Source organism: uncultured Methanobrevibacter sp. (genome assembly GCF_902770715.1).
Classification (GTDB): domain Archaea; phylum Methanobacteriota; class Methanobacteria; order Methanobacteriales; family Methanobacteriaceae; genus Methanocatella.
The window spans coordinates 40,905-65,545 of record NZ_CACXTS010000006.1; the positions used below are offsets into that span (position 1 = coordinate 40,905).

Genomic DNA, 24,641 nt, shown 5'->3' on the forward strand with positions numbered 1-24,641 from the left:
TTTAAATACTATGTTACTTAATTAAGTAATAGAGGTCCATAACATGATATCATGTTATTTACCATAAATTGATCATTATTTTTATATTCTCGAGATGAGGCTAAAAAACATTTAGCTCATCTCACCTCCTATACGTTTTTTTAAAATTATTAAATACTTGTTTTATCTAACTATTATTATGATTAAGAAAATTCCAGTTATAGATTTAAAACAACACCGGGCCGTAAGTGGAAAATCAGGAATGAGGGACACATACCAACCGTTAAGGACAGTTTTCGCCACATCTTCCAATCCCGTTGAAATAGCTCAGGGATTAAAATTAAACGGTGCGGATGAAATGTATATTGCTGATTTGGATTTGATTGAATCAGTAGGCCACAACATCAATGATGTTAAAATGGCAAATACAGTTTTGCCTGTTATGTTTGATGGTGGCGTTAAAAATTGTGAAGGCTTTGAATTCTTCCTGGACTATGCATTTAAAATAATCATTCCAACCGAAACTCTTGAAAGCATTGAGGAAATGGAAAAGATATTCGATAAATATCCTAAGGAAAGAATTGTTGTCAGTGTCGATGTTAAAAACAATGAATTGTTGTCCAAGAATTTTGATATGAGCTTATCCGAATTTAAAGATGTCTTAAAAAGATTAGACCCTAATGAAATTATTCTTCTGGACATTACTGGTGTCGGCACTGAAAAGGGATACAATAAAATGCTGCTTGAAGAGTTTGAAGAGTTGAAGGAAAAATTAATCATTGCCGGTGGTTTAAATAAAGACTCTTTAGGTGAGTTAGAGTCATTGGGTATAAAAAAAGTGTTGATAGGAACTAGCCTGCATTCAGGCGAAGTAAAACTTCTAGACTAGAACACTCAAAATCAAATAAGGGAATACGCAAGCTATTATAAATAAAGCAATACCTAATCCTAGTTTATTTCTATCATTTTCTAATGATCCAGATATAATAAATACAAATCCGAAGAATCCACAGATTACTGGAAGAATATGTGAAAATATTGTTGTTCCAACTATCGCCATTTTAAATCACTACTATAATTTACATTTTTTAATTATTTAAATATAACTTAATTATACTTTAAGATTTGTAGTTCAAAGGTTAAATAACTTTTTTATCTTTAAAATTTCAAATATTAAGACTATGAGAATTGATGTACATCACCATCACAAGAAAGCCGGTGAAAATTTAGCATTTGTTTTTTTCATGAATCTTGCTTTCAACATAATCGTCATTGCAGGCGGCCTTGCAACCAATAGTATGGCCATACTTGCCGATTGTATTCATGACCTGTCAGACACCATTTCAATAGCCTTTGCCTGGTTTTTGGAACGCATTGCCCAAAGGGACTCAACAGACAACTATTCTTATGGCTATCAGAGATTTTCAATCCTTGGAGCGGTCATAATATCTATTTTTGTAATTATAATGGCATTGATAATCCTCCAGGAAGCTATTCCAAGACTATTTGCTCCTGAAAGTGTTGATGCTGATGGGATGTTGATGGTTGCGATTGTCGGAATTGTTTTTAAGATGATTTCTGTTCACCGATTATATGGTGGGGAAACATTCAATGAAAAGGCCATATTGTTTCATCAGTTGGGTGATGTATTTGAATGGGTAGCTATTCTGATTTTGAGTGTTGTATTGATGGTTTGGGATGGTGCTCCATATCTGGACCCATTTGTTTCAATAGGAATTGCATTATGGTTAATAGTTAATCTTGGAAGAAATCTGTACAAGTCCGTTGAAGTCTTGCTGCAAAAGACACCTAACCATTTTGATGTTGAGGAATTTAAGGGCAATGTTTTAAAAATTGAAGGTGTTGAGGGAATAGGCGATTTTCATGTTTGGTCTTTGGACGGAATCGATTCTGTTTTAACACTGAAAGTTGTTGTTGGCGACAGTGCAAATCAGGACCCTATTAAAAAAGAGATTTATAGTATTGCATCTAAATATCACATTGTAGATATTACTATAGAATTTGACTGAATGGAGAATTTTATGACGCTGGTTGTTATTGGGCCTGTAACGGAAGATCTAATCATAATTGGAGAAGAGAAATCTCGTAAAGTTGGCGGAGCCACTTACTTTCAAAGCTTTGTTTTTGAAGAGTTTTACAAGGATTATCTGGCAGTTGTGAATTGCAGCGATGAAAGTTTGATTAGGGATTTTCCTTCAAAAGATAAGGTTAAAGTAGTATTAAAAGACGATACTCATTTTTTCATTAACAGATATCCTTTTGAGGATAATTTGGATATCCGTGAACAGATAAGCAATTTTGCAGATATTCCAATATTGAAATCTGATCTGGAAGATATTTTGCCCGATGAGATAGATGCCTTTGTAATTAATCCCCTCAATAGGCATGATTTTCCACTAGAAACAATAGACTATTTGAAAAGTTTCAATGTTCCGATTTTCATGTCAGTTCAAGGATTTTTAAGGATGCCTCTTGATGAAGTAAATGAAAATTACACTATAAAATTAGAGGACTTTGATGAATTTTGTGATATTTTAGAAGGTGTTACCTCAATATTTTTAGATGAGGGCGAATTGAACATCATAGGTTTGGACTTTGATGTAGATGAGATAGTCGTAACTGATGGAAGTAGGGGATCAAGAATAATTGGTGATGGGGAAATAAAAATCGATGCCGTGAAATGTGAAGATGTTGTGGATACGACTGGCTGCGGAGACACTTATATGGCAGCATATATTACACAAAAAATATTGCTTAAAAATAGTAAAATTGCAGGTGACTTTGCATCAAGTATTGCTAGTCGCAAAATTGAAAATTCTGGACCCTATAATTCAAATTGACATATCAAATTTTTATTTTATTTTATTTGCCTTTTAAATTGTTTTCATTTTTAATTTTAGATAGTTTTTAATTAAATTTTCCTTATTTAGAAAACTTTATTAATTAATATAATTATAATTAAATATGTATTTCTGAATTTTTTAAACACTACAAAGGGTCATCATGTTAAACAAATCATCAAATATAATCGAAAGGGAATTTAAAAATCTACGTAAGGAGCTATTGGATTTAACTTTAAGGAATCAACTTCTTAACTTTAAATCAAGAGCAAAAACCATTACCATAGTAAATCAGTCTCCTGTAAACCTTTTTCAAACATTGGTCCTGCAAGAGCATAAGATGTATTTTGTTGCTAATAAGAAAGATAAAAAGGAAGACAAGTCTTCAGTATGGGACCATATTCCGTTTGATTTTTCAAAGTTTTCAGAAGGGGACAAGAAACTAGCTACCGATTTGACCCCAAAGGAACTCCAAAAAAGATTATATTACATTAATAACCAAGCGAAAACAATGCTTCAGGAGCAAGGTTATAACATTTTATATTTGGCGGTTGGTTTTTTAGAATGGAAAGACAAATCAAAGCCAAGACAGAAAAACAATGCTCCTTTAGTCTTGATACCAGTTTCAATGGAACGTAAGAAGGTTGGTGAATCATTCAACCTTTCATGGACTGGTGAGGATATTCAGACAAACATTTCACTTAAGGCTAAATTATTAGAAGCGGGAATTGAACTTCCAAATTTTGAATTCAAAAGATATGGCGAGGTCATAGACCATTATATTGCAAGCGTAAGGCGTGCAGTTAGCAGAATGGATGGCTGGGAAGTTAACAGTAATGTAGCTTTAGGTTTCTTTAGTTTTACAAAGTTCGTAATGTATAATGACTTAAACCCTGAAGCATGGGCTGAAAATGTGGATTTGACTAAAAATGAATTAATCCAAGCTATTTTCAATCCCGCTAAAAATGACCAGGAAGCATTCAGAGAAGAGGATATTGACTCACGTTTGGAATATCAGAATATGTATCAGGTTTTGGATGCCGATTCTTCTCAGATTGCAGCTATCCAGGACGTTAAGGCAGGTAGAAACCTTGTTGTGGAAGGACCTCCTGGAACAGGTAAATCACAGACTATTGTGAATTTGATTGCCGAATTATTGGCGGAGGGCAAATCAGTTTTATTCGTATCAGAAAAGATGGCTGCGCTTGATGTTGTAAAAGACAGATTAACTGCTGTCGGATTGGGCAAGTTTGTTTTGGAACTTCATTCCCATAAGACTAGGCGTAAAAAATTCTTGAAAGAGTTGCAAAAGGCAACCAATGTAAGGGCTCAAGAGCCATTGAATCTTGATCAGACAATTCGTAAGCTGGAGACTTTGCGTCGCCAACTTGATGATTATTCTCAAATTATTCATAAACCGGCATTTGCAGTTAACTTATCTCCATTCCAGTTATATGGAATGAAAGAATCTGCTGATGACCATTTTGCAACCAAAGGCACTTTAATGCCGTTAGTCAGGTTTCAAAGTCCGGAATCCATCACACTAAAAGATTTGGATGATATGAAAATAGCATTGGAAAACCTGGCTGAATTATATCAGACAATTTCAAAGGAAAATCCCTGGAGCAAATGCTCTCCAAAAAGTTTGCTTCCGGCTGATTTAAGGGAAATTGAAATGCTTATCAATGACACGCTATTTGCTCTTGACAATTTCATGGTCGAGCGTGGAAGGGTCTATGATATTTATGGAATTAAGCAGCCGGATACTTTAAATGAATTCCAGAATTCCCTATCAGCTTTTGAAATAATAAAATCTCAAAATGCGGAACTGATTGACGGATCCATAATCAAATCAGGGGCATGGAATAATAACAATGACGATGCATTTAAATTAATCCAAGAGCTTCAAAGGTATCAAAAATACGCCGGAATATTGACTAAATTCAATCAAAGCATTTTCCAGGCAGATATTGATAGATTGATATACGAGTTAAGAAATATTTCAACCAAAAAGTTCAGGTTCTTTAACAACAAGCAGCACATAGAACTTGTTGAAAGATACTATGCGGTACCTGTACCTGGAAGCATTGAAGAGATAATAAGGGATTTGCAGGAAGCAAAGGCCGTAATCAAAATTAGAAAAAATCTTGAAGCCAATGAAGCATTAGGTCAAAAGTATTATGGTGGATATTGGCATTTGAACGCCAATGTAAATGATTTGAAGGCTATTGCAAAATGGATGAATGAATTCACAGCACTTGTTCGTGAAGGAACATTTTCTGAAAATACCATTGACTTGATGAGTAAAGATTTATTTGACATTAAGCCTGAAAGAGACCTTGCGGAGTATATTGATGCTGGTGAGGAATTTGTTAGGGTACTGTCAAAACTTAAAGATAAGCTAAACCCTAGAAGCAAATTAATCTTTAAAAGGGAAACCGGTGATGTTCCGTTTGAAGCATGGCAGGAACAGCTGTACAATTGGAGAGGACAGCTATCAAGCTTACATTTATGGTCTCAATACTTAAATACCAAAAATGCACTCAAATCTTCAAATGCAAAAATGTTTGTAGATTCAATTGAAAAGAGAAACATTAAAAAAGAAGATATTGAAGCATTGGTGGAAGGAAACTTTGCAGATTCATTATTAAATATATTATTTGTTGAAAATCATGAGTTGGCTACCTTTGTAGGGGAGCTTCATGAAAATAGGATTCGCGAATTCAAGGATTTGGATAAAAAAATATTGGTTTTAAACCGTAAAAGAATCTATCAAAGGTTAAACAGCAATATTCCAAAAATATTTGGTGGAACTGAAAATCCACAGGCAAAAATACTTGCAGGCGAGTTTACAAGAAAAAGCGGGCACATGCCAGTTAGAAAACTCTTGGAAAAAGCAGGCGGAATGATAAAACAGATTAAGCCTTGTTTCATGATGAGCCCATTATCAATTGCTCAATACTTAGATCCAACTAACGAAGAATTGCAGTTTGATGTAGTCATTTTCGACGAAGCAAGTCAGGTAAAACCTGAAGATGCACTTGGTGCATTCATGAGAGGTAAAACTGCAGTTGTAATGGGAGATACCCAACAATTACCTCCAACATCATTCTTTGATCAGATGTCTGATGCTGAAAGCGATGAAGAGGAAGCAACCTCCCTTGATATGGAAAGTATCCTCCATTTATGCAAACTTTCATTCCCTGTTAAAATGCTCAAATGGCACTACAGATCTCGCCATGAATCTTTAATTACAGTTTCAAACCGAGAATTTTATGATGATGACTTGTTAGTTTATCCTTCACCTTCTCATAATGACCCTGAACTTGGTTTAAAATTCCACTATAATCCAAATACATATTATCTTAGAGGAGCATCATCCGCAAACCCTCTTGAAGCGGAAGATGTTGTAGAAGAGATTTTCAATCATTTTGAAAAATATGGCGATACAAAAAGTTTAGGTGTTGGAACATTTTCTGTTGCTCAAAAAAATGCGATTTTGGAAGCATTGGAAGTAAAACGTAAAGAAAGGCCTGAATTCGAACCGTTATTCTCCGATAACAAGGAAGAAAGATTCTTTGTCAAAAACCTTGAAACAATTCAAGGGGATGAAAGGGATGTTATTTTAATCAGTGTGGGTTACGGTTATGACCAGGACAGAAAGATGTCTCTTAACTTCGGTCCACTTAACCAAGACGGTGGGGAAAGAAGGTTAAATGTGTTAATTACACGTGCAAGGGAAAAATGTGTTGTATTCTCAAACTTCAAAGCATATGATATGAAATTGACAGCAAACCCTCCTTATGGGGTTAAATCATTAAAAGAATTCTTGGAATATGCTGAAAACTTGACTTTGGGAACTCATGTTGGCGAAGCTTATTCTCATGAGCCGTTTGAGGATGCTATTGCTAGCTTTTTAGAAGAAAACGGTTATACAGTTGATAGACAGATTGGATGTGCCGGATTTCGGGTAGACCTTGCAATTGTTGATGATGAAAATCCTGGAAAATATATTTTAGGAATTACAACTGATGGAAAAATGTATTCCTCAAGTAAAGTAGCACGTGACAGAGACAGGCTCCGTGAACAAGTATTGAATGGATTAGGTTGGAAACTTTACCACTTATGGTCAACTGATTGGTATAGAAATAGAGATTTAGGACGTAAAAAACTTTTAGAAAACGTTGAAAAATCTATTCGCAGAACACGTGCCGAAGAAAAACGCAAATCTGAAGAAGAGAAAAAATTGGCTGAAAAAAGAAGATTGGAAGCTGAAAAGAAAGCTGAAGAATTGCGCATAGCTCGCGAAAGAGAAGAAGCTGAGCAAAAAATGAAAGAAGACCAATCAGAAGAAGAAATTAATATTGAAGACATTGGTCCTGCCGATTTTGTTGAAGTTGAAAAAATTGATGATGACATATTGGAAAAACCGATTGATGTTTCTGAAATTGACCCTTCAGAGTTCTTTGAAGATGAAAGTCATGAAAAAACAGTAAATGAAAAGAAAACCTTTGAAGAAACTCCTTCTGAGTTTGTTAATGTTGATGTTAATGATGACATTGTTATTGAAGAGGTTCCTACTGAATTTGATGAAAGTGAAAAAATCAAATTTGATGATGAAATCAATGAAAATGCTGATCAACAGGACATTCAAACAACTCCAATGGAAGAACCTGTTACTGTTGAAAATGTAGAAGAAGAGGACATAATCTCAACTCCAATGGAAGAACCTGTTACTGTTGAAAATGTAGAAGAAGAGGACATAATCTCAACTCCAATGGAAGAACCTGTTACTGTTGAAAATGAAGATGAAACAGAGGATCTTGATTCTGAAGTTTGGGAATCAGATGAAGGAATTTCTCCAGAAGACAATGCAGAGGTTTGGGAAGATGAAAAAGATTATTCCGATGAAACTAACGATTCTATTTCAAAAGCAATTTCTGATAAATTCAAATCTCTCTTAAAATCTGATGATGAGGATACTAATAAAGAGGATGATTCAATTCTATCTAAACTCAGGTTCCATAAGGATTTGGGTGAAAATTCAGATTTAGATGATGATATCACTGATGTGGAAAGCACTAAACTGGAAGACATGATTGAAGATGAAGATAATGATCTGAATAATGTAGTTGATGAGGAAGATATTTCTGATGATTTGGACTTTGAACATCAGTCTTCTGATGATAGTTATTCACAATCTGGTGTAAAATTCACAAATAAAATGGATTTAGATTCAGATAAAGTAATTAATGATGTGTATGATGATAATGCATCTCAAAATGAAGATGCAGATTTCGCTGATGATTATGTTGTAGTCGAGAATGAAGATGTGGTTAAGGAAGAACCTGTTAAATCCAAAACAGAGAAAAAGTCAACTAACAAGATAAATGAAGATGAAAAAGTAGACTTGGGATCTGATGATGATTATATTTATGTTGACCATAGTCATGATGATGAACGTTATTTAGAAGAAGACGACAAAATAGAGTTTGGATTTGATGAAGATAAACCTGAGGATTTCATGGAAAATGATGAAAAAACAGTTGATGAGAATGTCAATTTAGGTTCTGATGATGATTATATTTTTGTTAATCATGATCATGATGATAAACGTGTTTTGGATGATGAAGAACCTGTTGAAAAGGATACTGTAAAAGAAGAATCATTTGAAGAAGCAAATAAAGATCAGTATACTCATAAAAAAGCTCGTAAAACTAATTTTGTAAAATCATTGATATCCGATGTTGTCACTGGTGAATCTCAACTTGAACCAGAAGAAGTTGAAACCGTTAGGGGTGAAGTTATCCAAGAGGACGAAGTTCCATTACACAAGCCAGCTCCAAAAGATGATTTCGTTGTAGAGGCGGAAATTGTGAATGATGATGAAGAGTTAAATATTTTCTCCGATAATTTTGGAGAAGATGATGGATTGGATAGGCCTGCATCTAAAATGGATTACACTGAAGGTGAAGAATTAAATATTTTCACTGATAAATTTTCCAAATCAGAAAACGATGAAAATCGTAGAAAAGCTAATGACATTGTAACAAAAGCTATGGAAGATTTCCTTGATGATGTATTTGATAATGTTGAATTACAGAAAGAAGTTTATAAGGATGAAATTATAGAAGATGTTCCTAATGTAAATAAAGAAGTTGTTGATGATGTGCCTGTTTCTCGTGATGTGGATAGGGATGTTGTTGATGATGTGCCTGTTTCTCGTGATGTGGATAGGGATGTTGTTGATGATGTACAGATTTTCCCTGAACAGGATGACATTCCTCAGGAGGAAGATGTGAAAATTGACGATACTCAAGATACTCCTCAAGAAGAAATTGGTGATGGTGTAACATATTATCAAGGTTCTAATGATGTTACAAGCAAACTCAGGAAGAATAATTTCTATTATGAGGAAGAAAAACCTAAGTCTGTTAGAGATTCAATTAGGGGAATTAAGAAGGATATGCAATATATCAACAAATCCTTAAAGGAAATTGAAAATCCTACTCAAATTGACTATGTTTCCGTTGTTGATAGAACTGAAGAATTTGACCCTATGGACTATTTGAACAGGCCAAGTGATGATGATTCTGATAAAATTCTTGAAAAGGAACAAGGATTAACATTTGCTGAAAAAGAAGAGCAAAGAATTGAAAAAGAAATGGGAATGGAAAATCATAGAAAAGAAATTTCCAATGAAGATGAGGTAATTATCCCAGTTCATGAGCAATTTAGAAGAGAAGACCTTAAAGACCAAGCTTTAGAGGATATTATTTCAAGTGCTAATGAAGATTATAAAGAGATTGAACGAAAGAGACATCAAAAGGACAATCAATTAAAGGCCTTTGATGACCAAATTCTTCCAGGAAAAGGAAAAATGGAAGATAATATCATAAATTATGTTCAAATCGATGATATTGGCCTACATTCATCTGAAGAGTTATACAAACAGCCAATTGAAAATGTAGCAAAATCAATTAAGGAAATTGTAGATATTGAAGGTCCAATTCATATTAAAGAGGTAACTAACAGGGTTAGGGATGCTTGTAATATTAACAGAGCAGGATCTAATTTGAAGAAACGTGTTAATGCGGCGATTAGTGAAGCAGAAAATTCAGGAGATATCATTAAAATTGGAGACTTCCTATATGATGCTTCAAACAATAATATTGTTATTAGAAGAAGAAACAAGCCGAATATTGAGTTAATTTCAGATGAGGAAATAGCTAAAAATATTGAAACAGTTCTAATCCACAAGCAGAATGTCACAACTGGTCAGATTGCTAAAGAAACTTCACGTAACTTCGGATTCAAATCCACTTCTAAAAAGACTGCTACCAGAATTAATAGTGTTTTGGATTTAATGATTGCCAACAATAAAGTTAAAATTGAAAATGATATTGTTGAGCTTAAATAGGGTGGTTCATGTCAACTAAAGTCAAATCCCCTGATAATTTGCCGAATAAGCCTGGTGTCTACATAATGCGTGATTCTACAGACACCATTATTTACATAGGTAAGGCAAAAAATCTTATTAAAAGGGTTAAATCTTATTTTAGAGAGAAGCTTGATAGGCCAAAAACCCAAATATTAATGAGTCATTTTGATAGTTTAGAATACATTGTAACTAATTCTGAAAAAGAAGCTTTGATTTTGGAAGCTACATTAATTAAAAAGCATCGCCCAAGGTATAATGTTCAGTTAAAGGATGATAAGAGATATCCTTATGTAAAGATTACTGATGAGGAGTTTCCCCGTTTGGTTATCACAAGGAACGTTACAAAAAATGGAGTGTATTTTGGTCCGTTTACGGATGTGGGTTCAGTTAAACAGACAGTTAAATTTTTAAAATCTTTATTTAAAATAAGAACTTGCCGTAATATGAATGGGCCTTGCTTGAATTCTCAAATTGATTTGTGTTATGCTCCATGTGATGGCAGGATTACTAAAGAGGAATACTCTGAAATCATTAATAAGATTGATTTGTTTTTCCAGGGAAAATACTCAACTATTGTTAAGAATCTTAAAAATGAGATGATGGAAGCGGCTCAAAATGAGGAATTCGAAAAAGCGGCAGTGATAAGGGACCAGATTTCTTCAATTGAGGAGATTATGGAGAAGCAGTTTGTTGACCTTGTTGATGATGACTTGGATCAGGATGTAATAGCCATTGCTCCGGGTGAAAATGAGGTTGTGGTCATCATAATGCCAATCAGAAATGGAAAGATAGTTGGGCGGGATGACTTTTTAATGAGTGCTTCACAATATGACTCATCATCTGAAATAATGTTTTCATTTATTCAACAGTATTATGGTTATAATAGACATATTCCAAAGCAAATCCTTTTAGATGAAGATATTGATGATAAGGAATTGCTTGAGGAATGGTTAAGTGATTTAAGAGGAAATAAAGTCAAAATTAAAGTTCCTCAAAAAGGTGTTAAATTAAGGCTTGTTAAAATGGCGAAGAAAAATGCCGAAATCATTAAGCATCAAAAGAAAAAGATGGAGGATGCATTGATAGAGCTTAAGAAATACCTTAAGCTTGAAAAATTGCCTCGTGTAATCGAAGGATATGATATCAGTAACATTTCGGGACAGTTTGCAGTAGGTTCAAAAGTATCATTTAAAGATGGGAAACCTAACAAAAAAAGGTATAAACATTTCAGGATGGAAACTCCTGGACCGAACGATTTTGCTATGATGGAGGAGCTATTGACTCGCAGATTAAAAATGGTCGAATCAGACCCTGAACCAGACTTGATAGTCATTGATGGTGGTAAGGGACAGCTCGGAATGGCATGTGGGGTTTTGGAGGAATTAAATCTAACTCATATTCCAATCATTGGTCTTGCAAAGGAATTTGAAGAGATATATCTTCCTAATACAAAACGACCAATTATCATTCCTAAAAATAATAAGGCATTGCACTTGCTTCAGCAAGTAAGGGATGAATCTCATCGCTTTGCGATAACTTATCACAGAAAACTTCGCAGCAAGAATATTTCAGCCTCTTCACTTGATGATATCGTTGGAATCGGCAAAAAAAGAAAAATTGCTCTTTTAAAAGAATTTGGAACCATTGATAATATTAAAAAAGCATCTATCGAAGATTTGGCTAAAATAAACGGCATGAATCAAAAAACGGCTGAAAATGTCTATAATTATTATCACTAGTGTTATATTATTTTTTAAGAAAAATGGCTTATTTTCCATTAAGTTTAAATATAAGTATTTTTATAATGTTTTTATAAGAAATTAAAGGAATTATTATTTATGGTAAAATGTCCACGGTGTGGATATGATAACTCAATCAACGCCGTATATTGTGATAATTGTGCCTATCGTCTCACAGACCATAAAGGGAGATATATTAAAAATACAAAACGAGTTAATAAGTGGGACATTGGTATTGCTAGGAAAATTGTTATTGTATTGGGAATTATTATTATAGCGCTGTTACTCTTCTCTTTTATTTATAATAATACTCAACCATCGGATAATGAGACTTTAAATGTCATTACTGATGATGGAAGTGTTCATAAAACTGCTTCCTATCCATATGAAGCTGTAATTTTATACGAAGGTAGTTGGTATGCTGAAATGGGAAATCCGAATTACCTTGTAAAAGAATCTGGATACGGTCCTGAAACATTTACATTAGATTGCGCCGCATGGGATAGGGTAGCTATTGATGCTCAAAAATATGATTATGGTGAAGGGGAATTTAAAGTTCAATTATTAAGAAATGGTGAAGTTGTAGCTGAAAATTCAACTACAAATGTAACCGGTAGGATAGTAATTAATTATAATTACTGAGTTTTTTCTAATTGATCAATTTTCGCTTGTAATAACTCGACTAATTCATCAGTTTTATATAATCTGATTTCCTGTTCGTCTTTGTCTTTGAATACTTTGATAAATTCGATAAGGTCATTGCATAGTTGGTCGTATTGAATATTTAGTGTGTTGAAGTTATTCATTAGAGCAACTAGTTTTTCTTGTTCGATTACTTCAGGTTCTCTTAAAATTCTTTCAATGTTTACAAAGTGAGTTTCAATCATAAGTTTTTCTTCTTCCAATATGTTTTGATATTCTTGAATTTTATTTTCAGTTGCCATTTTAATCACTTATTTTTTAATTAATATAAAATATAAATACTTTCATTAATATAAATTTGTATTATAATAAATGGGGCATAAAGAATGATAAAAGTTGAAAATGTAAGTAAAGATTATGAATTAGCCGATGGAACAAAGGTTACAGCACTTAAAAATGTTAGTTTTGAAGTTAAGGAAGGTGAAATATTAGGAATCATGGGTAAAAGCGGTTCCGGCAAGACTACACTTTTGAGAGCTTTAAGGGGTGTTGAACATATTGATGAAGGAAGCATAACTGTTGGTGAAGTTAGCATCAATCAAGATTCATCCCAATATTATTACAACAAACTCAAAAAGGAGACTGCTATCCACCTTCAAAGGTCTTTTGGTATCTGGCCTGATACCGTTCGTGAAAACGTATTGAGAAAATTGTATGCCAGAAGATATTTTGATGAGGGAGATACTAATTTTGAAGTCGCTGAATCAGAATTCGGTGATGAAGCAGACGAGCTTTTGGAGCTAGTTTCCCTAACCCATAAAAAAGACCACTATGCATCCGTATTGAGTGGTGGTGAAAAACAAAGGCTTATTATGGCAAGACAACTTGCAAAACAACCTACAGCTTTACTTCTTGATGAACCTGCAACCATGGCATGCCCTAAAACAAAACAAGAAATATTGGATGCAGTTAAAAAAATTAACAAGGAATTGAATATTACTGTCATTATTGTATCACACCTGCCGGATATCCAAAAATATTTGGCTGATAGGGTTATTTTACTTGAAGACGGTGAAATTGTTGATGAAGGTTCTGCTGAGGACATCTGCGATAAATTCATGGAAGGAATGGATGATATTGTTGATATTGAAAATATTGCAACCGATGAGGATGTTATACAGGTAAATGATATCTACAAACGATTCTATCTGTTGACCGGTGGTGAAGTTTTACAAATTGAAGATATAAACTTCACTGTTCAAAGAGAGAATATATTAAGCATTATCGGGCCTAGTGGTGCTGGAAAAACAGTCCTTTTAAGAATGCTTGGAGGACTTGAGGATCCTGATAAGGGTGAAGTGTTGTATAATGTCGAAGGCGAGTGGAATGATGTGGATATTCCAGGTATGGGCCGTATGAAAATCAGGTCCCAGTTAGGTTTCATGCACCAGGAGTTCGCTTTAAGCCATTATGCTACTGTATTAAATCAGTTAGCTACCAGATTAGGTTATAAAAATCAGAACATTGTTAAGGAAGCTCAAGAAAGAGCTAGAAGAATTGGTCTTAGTGAAGAATTATTGGATTCATTTTATTTGCTGACTGATTTGCCTGAAGTTGAAGCAAGAGACAGATTGAAAAAAATCGGGCTTGATGCAGATATTTTGGATGATTTATTCCCAAGGTTCCCTGAAACTGCAACAAAAGAAGCTGTCGCAGATATATTTGAAAGTCTTGATTTGGACATGGATATCCTGCATAGGAAATCCTATGAATTATCAGGCGGTCAAAAAGTACGTGTAATGCTTGCATTGATTTTAGTGTCAAGACCTAAATTCCTGCTTTTGGATGAGCCATTCGGTGATTTGGATCCAGTTACTTTAAGGGATGTCACCAATGCTTTAAAAACAATTTCCAAGGATTATGGAATTACCATTGTGATGATTTCACATAATACTGACTTCATTAAGGAGTTAAGTAACAGGGCCATATTCATGGATGACGGTAAGCTCATTGATGATAGTGAAAATATCGACCAGATTGTTGATAACTTCATTGATTTCTGTCATGCTGATTACTTGAAAGGGGAATGAGAATGTTTGATGTTATAGCTGTTCCTGTTGACGGGTCTGAATATGGTTACAAGGCGGCGGATGTGGCTATTGAGATTGCTCAAAAATTCAACTCTAAAATTGCAGCCGTTCATGTTTTAGAGGAATTTTCATTCAATAGTTATGATTCAGAAGAAGATTCCGGTGATGCAATTTTGGCAAAGATAACTCAAAAAGCCAATAAGTTAGGAATTGAAGTTACAGAACATTTGCTTACAGCAGACCCATTAAGGGATATGAAATTCATCGTTGACCAAACTCGTGCAGATTTAGTGGTTATTCATGCACACGGTTCAAATAATAACAGGTTTGTCTCATTTGATGAGAATAATGTCTCTGATACTCAAATAGGTTCAGTTGCAGAAAGGCTTCTTAGAACATCTGTGGTTCCTGTATTATTAGTTAAATAATACTTTAAAATTTTTTTTTCCTTTATTAATCCTTCTAGCCCTCTTTTTTTTACTAAACTTTTTATATAATAATAAAGATAGTTAAATATAACATAAATTGTTAAATTTAGGAGATATTTTATGATAGTTAAAGATTGGTGCTCATTTTGTGGTGAGTGTGCCGGAGTTTGTCCGAGAAATTTAATTCAAGTAAGAGAGTATTCATTAGTATTTAATGAAGATGACTGTAAAGATTGTGATACATGTATTAAAGCATGTCCTATTAATGCATTAGAAAAAGAGGATTGATTATATGATTGAAACTGATGTAATTGTAGTAGGTTCTGGACCTGCAGGTTCCAGTGCAGCTAAACACGCTGCATTAGGTGGAGCTAAAGTAATTTTAATGGATAAGAAATCTGAAATTGGTGCACCAAAAAGATGTGCGGAAGGTGTTTCAATTCAAGGACTTGAAAAGTTAGGCATTGAACCATCACCTCGTTGGGTTACCCAAGAAATTCAAGGTGTTAGAATCCAAACTCCTGACGGGACCGATGTTTGGTTAACTAAAGATGAAGTTAAATTGCCTGAAGCAGGATACATCTTAGAGAGAAAAGTATTCGATAAACATATGGCAATGGATGCTGCAAGAGCTGGTGCAGAAATCAGAATCAAAACTTTAGTAACAGGCATTGAAAAAATCGATGATGGTTATATGGTTTTCACCGAATCCATGGGAAAAGAAGAAGTATTCAAATGTAAAATATTAATTGCTGCCGATGGTCCTGAAGGTCACATTGCAAGATGGGCAGGTTTAAGACCGGCTGCAAAACCTAAAGAAATGGAATCCGGTGTGCAATATGAAATGTGTAATGTTGAATTCGAAAGACCAGGTGTCATTGAATTCTACTTAGGATCCTGTGCTCCTGGAGGATATGTCTGGATTTTCCCTAAAGGAGATGACATAGCTAATGTAGGTTTAGCAATTTTACCTCATAAGGCTGAAAAAACAGCTATTGAATACTTGGATGATTTTGTTGCAACATGCCCTTACTTAAAAAATGCTCAAGCAGTTGAGTTGAATGTAGGTGGAGACCCTGTTGGCGGAATGACCAAAAAACTTTATGATGATAATATTTTAGTCTGTGGAGATGCTGCAGGTCAAGTAAACCCATTAACCGGTGGAGGTATCATTAGTGGTATGACCGGTGGAATGTGCGCAGGCCAAGTTGCGGCTCAAGCTATTAAGGAAGACTGTTCCAAAAAATTCTTGAAACAATATGATGAAATGGCTCATGAAGAACTTGACCATGAAATCAAGAGGTATAAAAAAGTCCAAGAATATTTACTTACCTTATCTGACGAAGAGCTTGACAGCATCGCTCATGCATTCCAAGGCGAAAGCTTTGACAAAATATCAACAACTGAAATTGTTAAAAAATTAATTAAAGTATCTCCAAAAGCATTACTTAAATTAGGTAAATTCGTATAGGTGTTTAATTTGATTTTAGTTACGGGTGGAGCAGGTTATATAGGTTCCCATACTAATAAGGCATTAAATAATGCAGGATATGAAACTGTTGTTTTAGATAATCTTTGTAAAGGTTATGAAAACTTTGTAAAATGGGGGAATTTTGAAAACTATGATTTTGGAAGCAAAAATATAAGGGAAGTTTTTGAAAACTATGATATTGATGGTGTCATTCACTTCGCAGCTTTCTCATCTGTAGCTGAATCAGTTGAATTACCTCAAAAATATTTTAAGAACAATTATAAGAATACATTAAATCTCTTGCAAGTCATGAGAGAATTTGGTGTAGATAAATTTATTTTATCTTCAACTGCTGCAGTGTATGGAAATCCTGAAAAGGTTCCAATTACAGAAGATCAAGATTTAAAACCAATCAATCCTTATGGACACTCCAAATTTATCACTGAAAAGGCTCTTGAAAGAGAAGCTGAAAAAGGTGATTTCAATTTTGTATCTCTTAGATATTTCAATGCAGCAGGAGCGGATTTTGATTGTGAGATAGGGGAATTGCATGACCCTGAAACTCACTTGATTCCATTGATATTGGATGCGGCTATTGGAAAACGTGATAGTATTTCCATTTTTGGTGACGATTATGATACTCCTGATGGAACTTGTGTCCGTGATTACATTCACGTCAATGACTTGGCTGATGCACATGTTAAGGCATATGAATATTTATGCGATAAAAACGAATCAAATATATTTAACTTAGGAAATGGTGAAGGATATTCTGTTCGTGAAGTAATTGAAATGTGTAAAAAGGTCACTGGTCGTGATTTTGAAGTTAAAATTGATGAACGCCGTGAAGGCGATCCTGCTATTTTGATAGCTGATTCAACTAAAATTAAAGAGGAATTGGGATGGATTCCACAATATAATCTTGAACAAATTGTTGAATCTGCTTGGAAGTGGCATGAAAAAGTGAATATGAGTTAGGTAATGTTCATGCAAAATGAAAATCATGAATCAAAGATTGATGTTCGCATAATTGTTGAAGGTTTGGATATTGCACAGCTTGTTTCTAAAGCTGTCAATAATATTCAACTCGAAAATGATTATAACATAATTGTTTCATCAATAATTCCTACCGTTGAGCTGGACATGGTTAAGAAAGTGGCTAGCGGAGCAGACATTTTATTAATTGGCGGTTACGGTCATGATGAAACATTTAATATACTTTTCAATGAACTGAAAACTGATTTTAATCATATCGGATTATTTGATTATAACAATATCATTATTGAAGATGAGTCAATTGACTTTAAATTGGCTGAAAAGGAAATCCTAAATTCAATAATAAAATCCACTCTGTCTTATTCTTTAAATCTAATAAATATACATACATTAGAAAATAAGCTAATGAAAGTAACTCATAATTATAATAATTTATTAGATGATTATAATCAAGTTTTAAAAGAAAATGAAGTTTTATCACAGGAAAATAATGAGCTAAGGGAAGATATCGATGAAGTAAAATCTGACTTTTCAGCTTTTAAATTACGCTATGATGACATTTATTCCAGAGATATTCTTGAAATTTTTAATCTGAACGATTTGTGGCAGGAAACATTTAGACAAGATTTAAATGATGAGGAAAGGGTTGTAATTGCCACAAATAAGTTCAAGCCGGATAATATTATTGTTGGTCAAGGTTTTATAGCTGCAGAATCCAAATCTAAAGCTATTGAATGGTTAAAAATTATTAGAACTGCTTTGATATTTGTAGATGATAATTCAGATGACTTAAAAAAAGAATTAAATGAAAAAGAAGAAGAAAAAATTCCAGAGGTAAAAGAGGACTATGATGATATTTCCAATGCCTTTGAGAATTTTTGGGATTAATGCATAAAACAATTATTATTTTATACTAGTTTTAAGATAATTATAATTATACTATTTAATAGGAGTTAGCAAATGCACGGTGAAATGGAAGATAAGTGTGGTATTGTTGGAATTCACTCAAGTGATGATTCTAAAAATGTAGCACCTTTTGTTTATTATTGTTTGTATGCTTTACAGCACAGAGGTCAGGAATCAGCAGGAATAGCTAGTTTTAATTCAAAAGAAGGTTTGAAATACTATTGCGGCATGGGTTTGATAACTGATGTCTTTAGAGATTATGAAATTCAAAATTTAGAAGGCAGCATGGCTGTAGGTCATGTAAGATATTCCACTACTGGTCAATCAAAATTAGAAAATTCACAGCCTTTTGTCATTGATTTTGGTGACGGTTTTATTGCAATGGCTCATAATGGAGACATTGTTAACTCTGAAGAGTTAAGAAATGAACTTATCAATGAAGGATTCTATTTCAGATCAGATTCCGATTCTGAAGTCATCTGTTACATGCTTAAAAGGGAGCATTATGACAATAAAAAGGATGTTTTGGATGCTATTGAGGCTGTATGTAAGAAACTTGTTGGTTCATATGCATTGACAATTTTAATCGACGGTGACTTGTACGGTGTAAGAGATCCAATGGGCATAAAACCACTTGCTATTGCAAAAAGAGGTGAAGATTTCATACTTGCTTCTGAAACTGTTGCTTTTGATGTAGTTAATGCAGAATATATCAGAGATGTTGTGCCTGGTGAAATTGTCCACTTTGAAAACGATGAAGTCAATTCCCACATGCTAGAAAGCGCAGGCAAATGCAAACTTTCACATTGTATGTTTGAATATGTTTACTTTGCAAGGCCGGACAGCACAATCGATGGCATTAATGTTTATGAAACTAGGGTTCATATTGGCGAACAATTGCACAAATTATACCCTATTGATGCTGATTTCGTAATTCCCGTACCTGACTCATCAATTCCTGCAGCTATCGGATACGCAAGAGCTTCTGGAATTCCATACGGTGAAGGACTAATTAAAAACAGGTACGTTGGAAGAACATTTATCATGCCAACCCAAGAAGAACGTGAGTTAGCAGTCAGACTCAAATTAAATCCTATTAAATCAGCGATTAAAGGTAAAAAGATTATTTTAATTGATGACAGTATTGTAAGAGGAACAACATCCAAAAAATTATTGGACCTTGTTAAGGAAGCAGAACCGGCTGAAATTCACTTTTTGGTAGGTTGTCCTCCTGTAATTTCTCCTTGTTATTATGGTGTAGCAATGGCAACCAAAAAAGAGTTGATTGCAGCAAACTACAGTGTTGAGGAAATTAAGAATCAATTAAAAGTTGATTCATTAGGTTATATTACTCTTGAAGCTTTGGTTGAAGCAATCGGAATGCCTGAAGAGAATTTATGTTTAGGTTGTGTTAATGAGAAATATCCTACTGAAATTCCTGAAGGTCTTGAAGCTGAAACTTATTATAAACCTTAGATATTATGGTTGAATTATTAGCTCCTGCTGGAAATTTCATATCGCTACGCGCCGTTTTGGAAAATGGTGCTGATGCGGTCTACTTTGGCCTTGATGATTATAATATGAGGGCCAATGCAAAAAATTTCTCTTTAAATGATTTAAGTGAAGTTTCTAAAATCGCTAGTGAGTATGGAGCTAAAACTTATTTATGTACAAATATTATTTTAAACGAACGCTTAGCCTCAGAGCTTGAATCTAATTTGGAAAAGATTTCCGAATCTGAAATTGATGGGCTTATTTTATCAGATATCGGGTTGATTGAAGACACCGTTTCACATGGTCTTGAAGCTCATGTCAGCGTTCAGGAAAATGTCACTAATTCTTATACGTTGAAAACTCTTGCGAAGCTTGGAGCCAAAAGGGCAATTCTTTCCCGTGAACTTTCATTAAAGGAAATCACAGACATTGCTCAAAAATCACCTATAGAAACTGAAATATTTATTCATGGTGCAATTTGCATGGCTATTTCAGGAAGATGCTTCTTGAGTTACGGGTTGTATGGAAGAAGTGCAAATTGTGGAGATTGCCTGCAGCCTTGCCGCAAAAACTGGACATTGACTTATGAGGAGGGTGACGATAATGTTATTAACTTCTCTGATGTTGAAGATGAGACATTTGTGGTAGCTGGAAGTGATGATGGAAGTTATAGGACTAACTTCTTTTCTCCAAAGGACATGTGCATGATTGAATATATTCCTGAGCTTATGAAAAGCGGTGTAGCATCTTTTAAAATTGAGGGCAGAGCTCGCAGTCCTGATTATGGTGCAATGGTAACTGGAATATATAGGCAGGCCATTGATGATTATGTGAAAGATCCATTAAATTACACGGTCAAAGATGAATGGATGGATGAACTTACCAGTGTATTTAACAGAGGTTTTGACACTAATTTTTATTTCAACACTCCTTTTGAGACCAGCGAGGACAACCAATCAAAATATATTAAAAAGGACATTGGTCAGGTTGTAAATTACTACAATAAAGTAAAGGCAGCGGAATTAAGGATATGGGATGATTTGAAACTTGGCGATAAGATTATTATTCAAGGACAGACCACAGGTTCCATTACCCACACTATTGATTCCATGCAGATTGAAGGCGTAAGTGTTGATGAAGTTAATAAAGGATGTAACGTAGCGATAGCTATTGCGCAGAAAGTGAGAGAAAACGATTTTGTTTATAAATTGGTTGAGAGGAATGTTGATGATTAAGAAGATAGCTATTTATGGAAAAGGTGGAATTGGAAAGAGTACTACGGTAGCTAATCTGTCTGCAGTTTGGGCTAGTGAAGATTTAAATTGTCTGGTAATTGGTTGCGATCCAAAAGCGGATACTACACGTACTTTATATGGGAAAAGAATTCCAACTGTTGTCCATACTTTAAAGGAAAATAGAAAACCTGAAAAGGAGGATTTGGTTTTCACAGGTTTTAAGGGCATTCAATGTGTTGAAAGCGGAGGTCCGGAACCTGGTGTGGGTTGCGCTGGACGTGGTGTCATTGTTGCAATGAAACGCCTTGAACAGTTAGGAATTTTTGACGATGATTTGGATGTTGTTGTTTATGATGTATTAGGTGATGTTGTCTGCGGCGGTTTTTCGGTGCCTTTGAGGGAAAAATATGCTGATGAAGTGTTGATTGTTACTTCTGGTGAATATATGTCACTTTATGCTGCAAACAATATAGTTCGAGGTGTTAAAAAGCTTAAAGGTAACTTAAGCGGTATTGTCTGCAATTGCAGAAATGTCGATAATGAAGAACAGATTGTCAATGACTTTGCCGAAAAGATAGGCACGCATGTTATTGGTACAATTCATAGAAGCAATTTGATTCAGGATGCCGAATTAGATGCAAAAACCGTTGTAGAAAAATACCCTGAAAGTGCAGAAGCACAAGAATACGCAAAGCTTGCTTCAAGCATTATGACTAATGAAAACATATCAACTCCAGAACCTATGAGTGATGAAGAATTTGAGGAATTTTTCAAATCATATTTAGATTAAGATGTATTATTCAACCGATTACATATCTCCATTAGGTGAAATGATTATTGCAAGTGATGGTGAAGCCATTTGCGGCGTTTGGTTCTATGGCCAAAAGCACTTTCCATCATTGGATGATTTCACACAAAATGATGACTTGCCTGTTTTTAGCGATGTAAAAAAATGGCTTGATGATTATTTCAATGGGTTGAATCCTAAAATCAACTTCAAACTTAAGCCGGAGGGAACGCAATTCAGATTGAATGTTTGGAAAATACTGTCTGAAATTCCATATGGGGAAACATTGACATATGGTGAGATTGCACAAAAGATATCTCCGACAATGTCTGCTCAGGCTGTCGGAGGGGCTGTTGGCCATAATCCCATTTCTATTCTGATTCCTTGCCATAGGGTTTTAGGTGCAAACGGCAAACTAACAGGGTATGCCGGCGGAATTGATAAAAAGATAGAATTATTGAAAATAGAAAATATTTTAAATTCCATTTAACTAATTTTAATTAATGTCAACTGCAGAAGATAAGATTTTTACAAAAGACTTTTTCCTTGTTTTTGGAGCGCTGCTCTTTACGGCACTTGTAATGTATGTGCTGATGTCAACAGTTACTGAGTATGCCACTTCGATGGGATCTTCTGCAATGATTGCAGGTCTTGTTTCAGGAATATATATCTTTGGTGGGCTTTGTTCTAGAGTTTATTCGGGAAATGCCCTTGAAAGAATAGGTTGGAAGAGAACTGCGCTGATTTTCATGAGCATTCATTTCATCTCCTGTCTGTTCTATTTTTTAGTCAGTGACGTGACATTGCTTATAATCGTCAGATTTATTCATGGAGTGGGTTTTGGAGCATCCGCCAATGCAATTGTAACAATAGCTTCGGCTGTTCTCCCTAAAAAACGCTTTGGAGAAGCGTTCGGTTACTTTATGTTGGGAACTACACTTGCAGTGGGTTTAGGCCCATTTATAGGTGGATTTTTATATGATACTGTGGGTTCTTACGGTTGCTTTTTGGCGGCCAGCATCTTTTCAGCAATTGCATTGATATCAATTTACTTCGTTGACGTATCAGCTCAAGATCCGGTAAACCATGAAACCAAAAGTGAAAATTCATTTTCAGGCATTGAAAAAATCATTGAACTTAGTGCGGTTCCCGTTTCTTTTTTCACAGGACTTACGGCTCTTGGTTATATATCAATATTGTCATTCAATAGACTTTATGCCAGTGAAGTAAATTTGACCGCTGCTTTTTCATGGTTCTTCATAATATATTCTGTCGTTTTAATATTGTCAAGACCGATTGCAGGAAAAATCCAGGATAACGGCGGAGACCTGATTGTTTGTGTAGTGGGGATAATTGCACAGGCCGTTGGATTGTTTTTAATTGCATTTTGTCCATCAACATTGACTGTGGTTATTTGTGCAATATGCGCCGCATTGGGTTTTGGTACTTTAAACTCTGCCTGCACTACAATCGTTACAAGAAATATCTCCGAACAGCGCCGTTCATATGCGGTTTCAACTTTTTTCATCTTCTGTGATGCAACTATGGGTTTTGGCCCTGCTTTGCTTGGAGTATTTGCGTCTAACGGATATGCTCCGGTGTATTATATATCCTCTCTCATAACACTGCTTGCATTACCGATTTGTTTATATGCTTTGAGGAAGTAATAATTGGATTAGATTAGTATGGATTTGCCGATAAACATCATAATAGGTAATGTAATTTCATTGATTGCAGGTATTTTTATAATTTTGAGCATGTGGGTAAACGATGAAAAACAGGCCTACAAATACCAGTTTTGGAATGCATTCATATTAATTATATCTTCAGTATTCTTCTTTTCATGGACAGGAGTCACTACTATGGCCATTGCGGCTTCTAGAAATGCAATGGTATACTATGATAGATTGACTAATTATTGGACAGTATTTTTCATTGTCATTTCAGTGGTGTTGGGTTTATGGGTGAATACAATGGGTTTTGTTGGCGTATTGCCTATTGTTGCGATAGTCCAGATTACATTATGCAATTACTATTTAAAATCAATTAAGACTATAAAAACAAGTTTCATCGTTAATAGTGCCATTTATATTGTTTATTTCCTGGCGATTTATGATTTCTCATCCGCTACAATAGAAAGCGTCACAGCTTTAATAGGATTGATATCATTAACTAGATTAATTAAATCTGAAAATAAATAAAAAAAGAAAGAAGGTTTAAACCTTTAAATATTAGTTCTTAGCTGTATATCTTCAACAGCATCTTCACTTACTTTTGTATCGCTTTTTTCAAAGCAGGACCAATGAAGAATTTCATTTTCATAAACGTAAAGACTTCCAAAGTTCACTTGATTTTCAAATTCGAAAACTTTTTCCAAACCGCTGCTTGGTTTGTCTTCAAATGTTGAACCCTTTGCATTTTTGATAATTTGTTCTGCTTCATCTACATTAACTGGAAATGTGGTGTTTTCGACTTTTGAATTTATCAAATAGCTTTTGATTATCTTTTCATGAAAATGACTGTATATCTCAGGATTTAAGAATAATTCAAAACCCTTTATTTCACCATTGAT

21 protein-coding genes are annotated in these 24,641 nt (G+C 34.5%); 18 read left to right on the plus strand and 3 right to left on the minus strand.

Translation table 11 applies throughout. The features are described 5' to 3' along the window. Positions 1-178: 178 nt before the first annotated feature. Positions 179-868 carry a HisA/HisF family protein gene (locus tag QZU81_RS02730; RefSeq protein WP_292824472.1) on the plus strand — a complete coding sequence of 230 codons (690 nt, stop codon included), beginning with the start codon at positions 179-181 and terminating at the stop codon, positions 866-868. Here QZU81_RS02730 and QZU81_RS02735 read toward each other — a convergent pair. Then, positions 860-1,039, minus strand: coding sequence for a hypothetical protein (locus QZU81_RS02735; RefSeq protein WP_292824475.1), 180 nt, complete (start codon positions 1,037-1,039; stop codon positions 860-862). The two genes, QZU81_RS02730 and QZU81_RS02735, sit on opposite strands and share 9 nt — an antisense overlap. A gap of 121 nt (positions 1,040-1,160) precedes the next feature. Here QZU81_RS02735 and QZU81_RS02740 point away from each other — a divergent pair, with 121 nt between their 5' ends. From QZU81_RS02740 to QZU81_RS02760, 5 genes are all read left to right on the plus strand, one after another. Then, a complete protein-coding gene (locus QZU81_RS02740; protein ID WP_295589316.1) occupies positions 1,161-2,009 on the plus strand; it encodes a cation diffusion facilitator family transporter in 849 nt (282 codons plus the stop codon). Then, positions 2,010-2,840 (plus strand): PfkB family carbohydrate kinase, encoded by an 831-nt coding sequence (locus tag QZU81_RS02745; protein ID WP_295589317.1) that lies wholly within the window; start codon positions 2,010-2,012, stop codon positions 2,838-2,840. A gap of 163 nt (positions 2,841-3,003) precedes the next feature. Continuing rightward, positions 3,004-10,260 (plus strand): DUF3320 domain-containing protein, encoded by a 7,257-nt coding sequence (locus tag QZU81_RS02750; RefSeq protein ID WP_295589318.1) that lies wholly within the window; start codon positions 3,004-3,006, stop codon positions 10,258-10,260. Between the two features lie 8 nt (positions 10,261-10,268). Further along, the gene (uvrC, locus tag QZU81_RS02755) at positions 10,269-12,020 is read left to right on the plus strand and encodes an excinuclease ABC subunit UvrC (RefSeq protein ID WP_292824486.1); all 1,752 of its coding nucleotides are present in this window, start codon (positions 10,269-10,271) and stop codon (positions 12,018-12,020) included. Positions 12,021-12,119: 99 nt separating this feature from the next. Continuing rightward, positions 12,120-12,662 (plus strand): zinc ribbon domain-containing protein, encoded by a 543-nt coding sequence (locus QZU81_RS02760; RefSeq protein WP_295589319.1) that lies wholly within the window; start codon positions 12,120-12,122, stop codon positions 12,660-12,662. Here QZU81_RS02760 and QZU81_RS02765 read toward each other — a convergent pair. Then, a complete protein-coding gene (locus QZU81_RS02765) occupies positions 12,656-12,964 on the minus strand; it encodes a hypothetical protein (protein WP_292850412.1) in 309 nt (102 codons plus the stop codon). The genes QZU81_RS02760 and QZU81_RS02765 overlap by 7 nt on opposite strands. Positions 12,965-13,048: 84 nt before the next feature. Between QZU81_RS02765 and QZU81_RS02770 the strand changes: the two genes are divergently transcribed. The 12 genes from QZU81_RS02770 (at position 13,049) to QZU81_RS02825 (ending at position 24,270) form a co-directional block, all read left to right on the plus strand. Then, a complete protein-coding gene (locus QZU81_RS02770; protein WP_295589321.1) occupies positions 13,049-14,752 on the plus strand; it encodes an ATP-binding cassette domain-containing protein in 1,704 nt (567 codons plus the stop codon). A 2-nt stretch (positions 14,753-14,754) separates the two neighbouring features. Beyond that, a complete protein-coding gene (locus QZU81_RS02775; RefSeq protein WP_295589323.1) occupies positions 14,755-15,180 on the plus strand; it encodes a universal stress protein in 426 nt (141 codons plus the stop codon). 120 nt (positions 15,181-15,300) lie between these two features. Beyond that, the gene (locus QZU81_RS02780) at positions 15,301-15,468 is read left to right on the plus strand and encodes a 4Fe-4S binding protein (RefSeq protein ID WP_292824501.1); all 168 of its coding nucleotides are present in this window, start codon (positions 15,301-15,303) and stop codon (positions 15,466-15,468) included. 4 nt (positions 15,469-15,472) lie between these two features. Next, positions 15,473-16,651 carry an NAD(P)/FAD-dependent oxidoreductase gene (locus tag QZU81_RS02785; protein WP_292824505.1) on the plus strand — a complete coding sequence of 393 codons (1,179 nt, stop codon included), beginning with the start codon at positions 15,473-15,475 and terminating at the stop codon, positions 16,649-16,651. A 9-nt stretch (positions 16,652-16,660) separates the two neighbouring features. Further along, the gene (galE, locus tag QZU81_RS02790; RefSeq protein WP_292824508.1) at positions 16,661-17,629 is read left to right on the plus strand and encodes a UDP-glucose 4-epimerase GalE; all 969 of its coding nucleotides are present in this window, start codon (positions 16,661-16,663) and stop codon (positions 17,627-17,629) included. A 9-nt stretch (positions 17,630-17,638) separates the two neighbouring features. Beyond that, complete coding sequence (locus QZU81_RS02795) at positions 17,639-18,535, plus strand: hypothetical protein (protein WP_295589326.1); 897 nt, start codon at positions 17,639-17,641, stop codon at positions 18,533-18,535. Between the two features lie 72 nt (positions 18,536-18,607). Beyond that, positions 18,608-20,029 (plus strand): amidophosphoribosyltransferase, encoded by a 1,422-nt coding sequence (purF, locus tag QZU81_RS02800; RefSeq protein WP_295589328.1) that lies wholly within the window; start codon positions 18,608-18,610, stop codon positions 20,027-20,029. Between the two features lie 5 nt (positions 20,030-20,034). Next, on the plus strand, positions 20,035-21,282 hold the full coding sequence (locus tag QZU81_RS02805; RefSeq protein WP_295589330.1) for a peptidase U32 family protein: 1,248 nt from the start codon (positions 20,035-20,037) through the stop codon (positions 21,280-21,282). Beyond that, positions 21,275-22,072, plus strand: a complete 798-nt coding sequence (gene cfbC / locus QZU81_RS02810; protein ID WP_292824518.1) for a Ni-sirohydrochlorin a,c-diamide reductive cyclase ATP-dependent reductase subunit — start codon at positions 21,275-21,277, stop codon at positions 22,070-22,072. Before QZU81_RS02805 ends, cfbC begins: the two co-directional genes overlap by 8 nt. Position 22,073: 1 nt before the next feature. Then, positions 22,074-22,559, plus strand: coding sequence for a methylated-DNA--[protein]-cysteine S-methyltransferase (locus QZU81_RS02815; RefSeq protein WP_295589333.1), 486 nt, complete (start codon positions 22,074-22,076; stop codon positions 22,557-22,559). Positions 22,560-22,572: 13 nt separating this feature from the next. Next, a complete protein-coding gene (locus QZU81_RS02820) occupies positions 22,573-23,736 on the plus strand; it encodes an MFS transporter (protein WP_292824523.1) in 1,164 nt (387 codons plus the stop codon). A gap of 18 nt (positions 23,737-23,754) precedes the next feature. After that, positions 23,755-24,270, plus strand: a complete 516-nt coding sequence (locus QZU81_RS02825; protein WP_295589335.1) for a YgjV family protein — start codon at positions 23,755-23,757, stop codon at positions 24,268-24,270. A gap of 23 nt (positions 24,271-24,293) precedes the next feature. Here QZU81_RS02825 and QZU81_RS02830 read toward each other — a convergent pair. Then, a partial coding sequence (locus QZU81_RS02830; protein WP_295589337.1) for an ARPP-1 family domain-containing protein occupies positions 24,294-24,641 on the minus strand: 348 nt, incomplete at its 5' end.

Coding starts and splice junctions, on each gene's coding strand:
- QZU81_RS02730 (WP_292824472.1), top strand. CDS start 179: ATGATTAAGAAAATTCCAGTTATAGATTTAAAACAACACCGGGCCGTA.
- QZU81_RS02735 (WP_292824475.1), bottom strand. CDS start 1,039: ATGGCGATAGTTGGAACAACAATATTTTCACATATTCTTCCAGTAATC.
- QZU81_RS02740 (WP_295589316.1), top strand. CDS start 1,161: ATGAGAATTGATGTACATCACCATCACAAGAAAGCCGGTGAAAATTTA.
- QZU81_RS02745 (WP_295589317.1), top strand. CDS start 2,010: ATGGAGAATTTTATGACGCTGGTTGTTATTGGGCCTGTAACGGAAGAT.
- QZU81_RS02750 (WP_295589318.1), top strand. CDS start 3,004: ATGTTAAACAAATCATCAAATATAATCGAAAGGGAATTTAAAAATCTA.
- uvrC (WP_292824486.1), top strand. CDS start 10,269: ATGTCAACTAAAGTCAAATCCCCTGATAATTTGCCGAATAAGCCTGGT.
- QZU81_RS02760 (WP_295589319.1), top strand. CDS start 12,120: ATGGTAAAATGTCCACGGTGTGGATATGATAACTCAATCAACGCCGTA.
- QZU81_RS02765 (WP_292850412.1), bottom strand. CDS start 12,964: ATGGCAACTGAAAATAAAATTCAAGAATATCAAAACATATTGGAAGAA.
- QZU81_RS02770 (WP_295589321.1), top strand. CDS start 13,049: ATGATAAAAGTTGAAAATGTAAGTAAAGATTATGAATTAGCCGATGGA.
- QZU81_RS02775 (WP_295589323.1), top strand. CDS start 14,755: ATGTTTGATGTTATAGCTGTTCCTGTTGACGGGTCTGAATATGGTTAC.
- QZU81_RS02780 (WP_292824501.1), top strand. CDS start 15,301: ATGATAGTTAAAGATTGGTGCTCATTTTGTGGTGAGTGTGCCGGAGTT.
- QZU81_RS02785 (WP_292824505.1), top strand. CDS start 15,473: ATGATTGAAACTGATGTAATTGTAGTAGGTTCTGGACCTGCAGGTTCC.
- QZU81_RS02795 (WP_295589326.1), top strand. CDS start 17,639: ATGCAAAATGAAAATCATGAATCAAAGATTGATGTTCGCATAATTGTT.
- purF (WP_295589328.1), top strand. CDS start 18,608: ATGCACGGTGAAATGGAAGATAAGTGTGGTATTGTTGGAATTCACTCA.
- QZU81_RS02805 (WP_295589330.1), top strand. CDS start 20,035: ATGGTTGAATTATTAGCTCCTGCTGGAAATTTCATATCGCTACGCGCC.
- cfbC (WP_292824518.1), top strand. CDS start 21,275: ATGATTAAGAAGATAGCTATTTATGGAAAAGGTGGAATTGGAAAGAGT.
- QZU81_RS02815 (WP_295589333.1), top strand. CDS start 22,074: ATGTATTATTCAACCGATTACATATCTCCATTAGGTGAAATGATTATT.
- QZU81_RS02820 (WP_292824523.1), top strand. CDS start 22,573: ATGTCAACTGCAGAAGATAAGATTTTTACAAAAGACTTTTTCCTTGTT.
- QZU81_RS02825 (WP_295589335.1), top strand. CDS start 23,755: ATGGATTTGCCGATAAACATCATAATAGGTAATGTAATTTCATTGATT.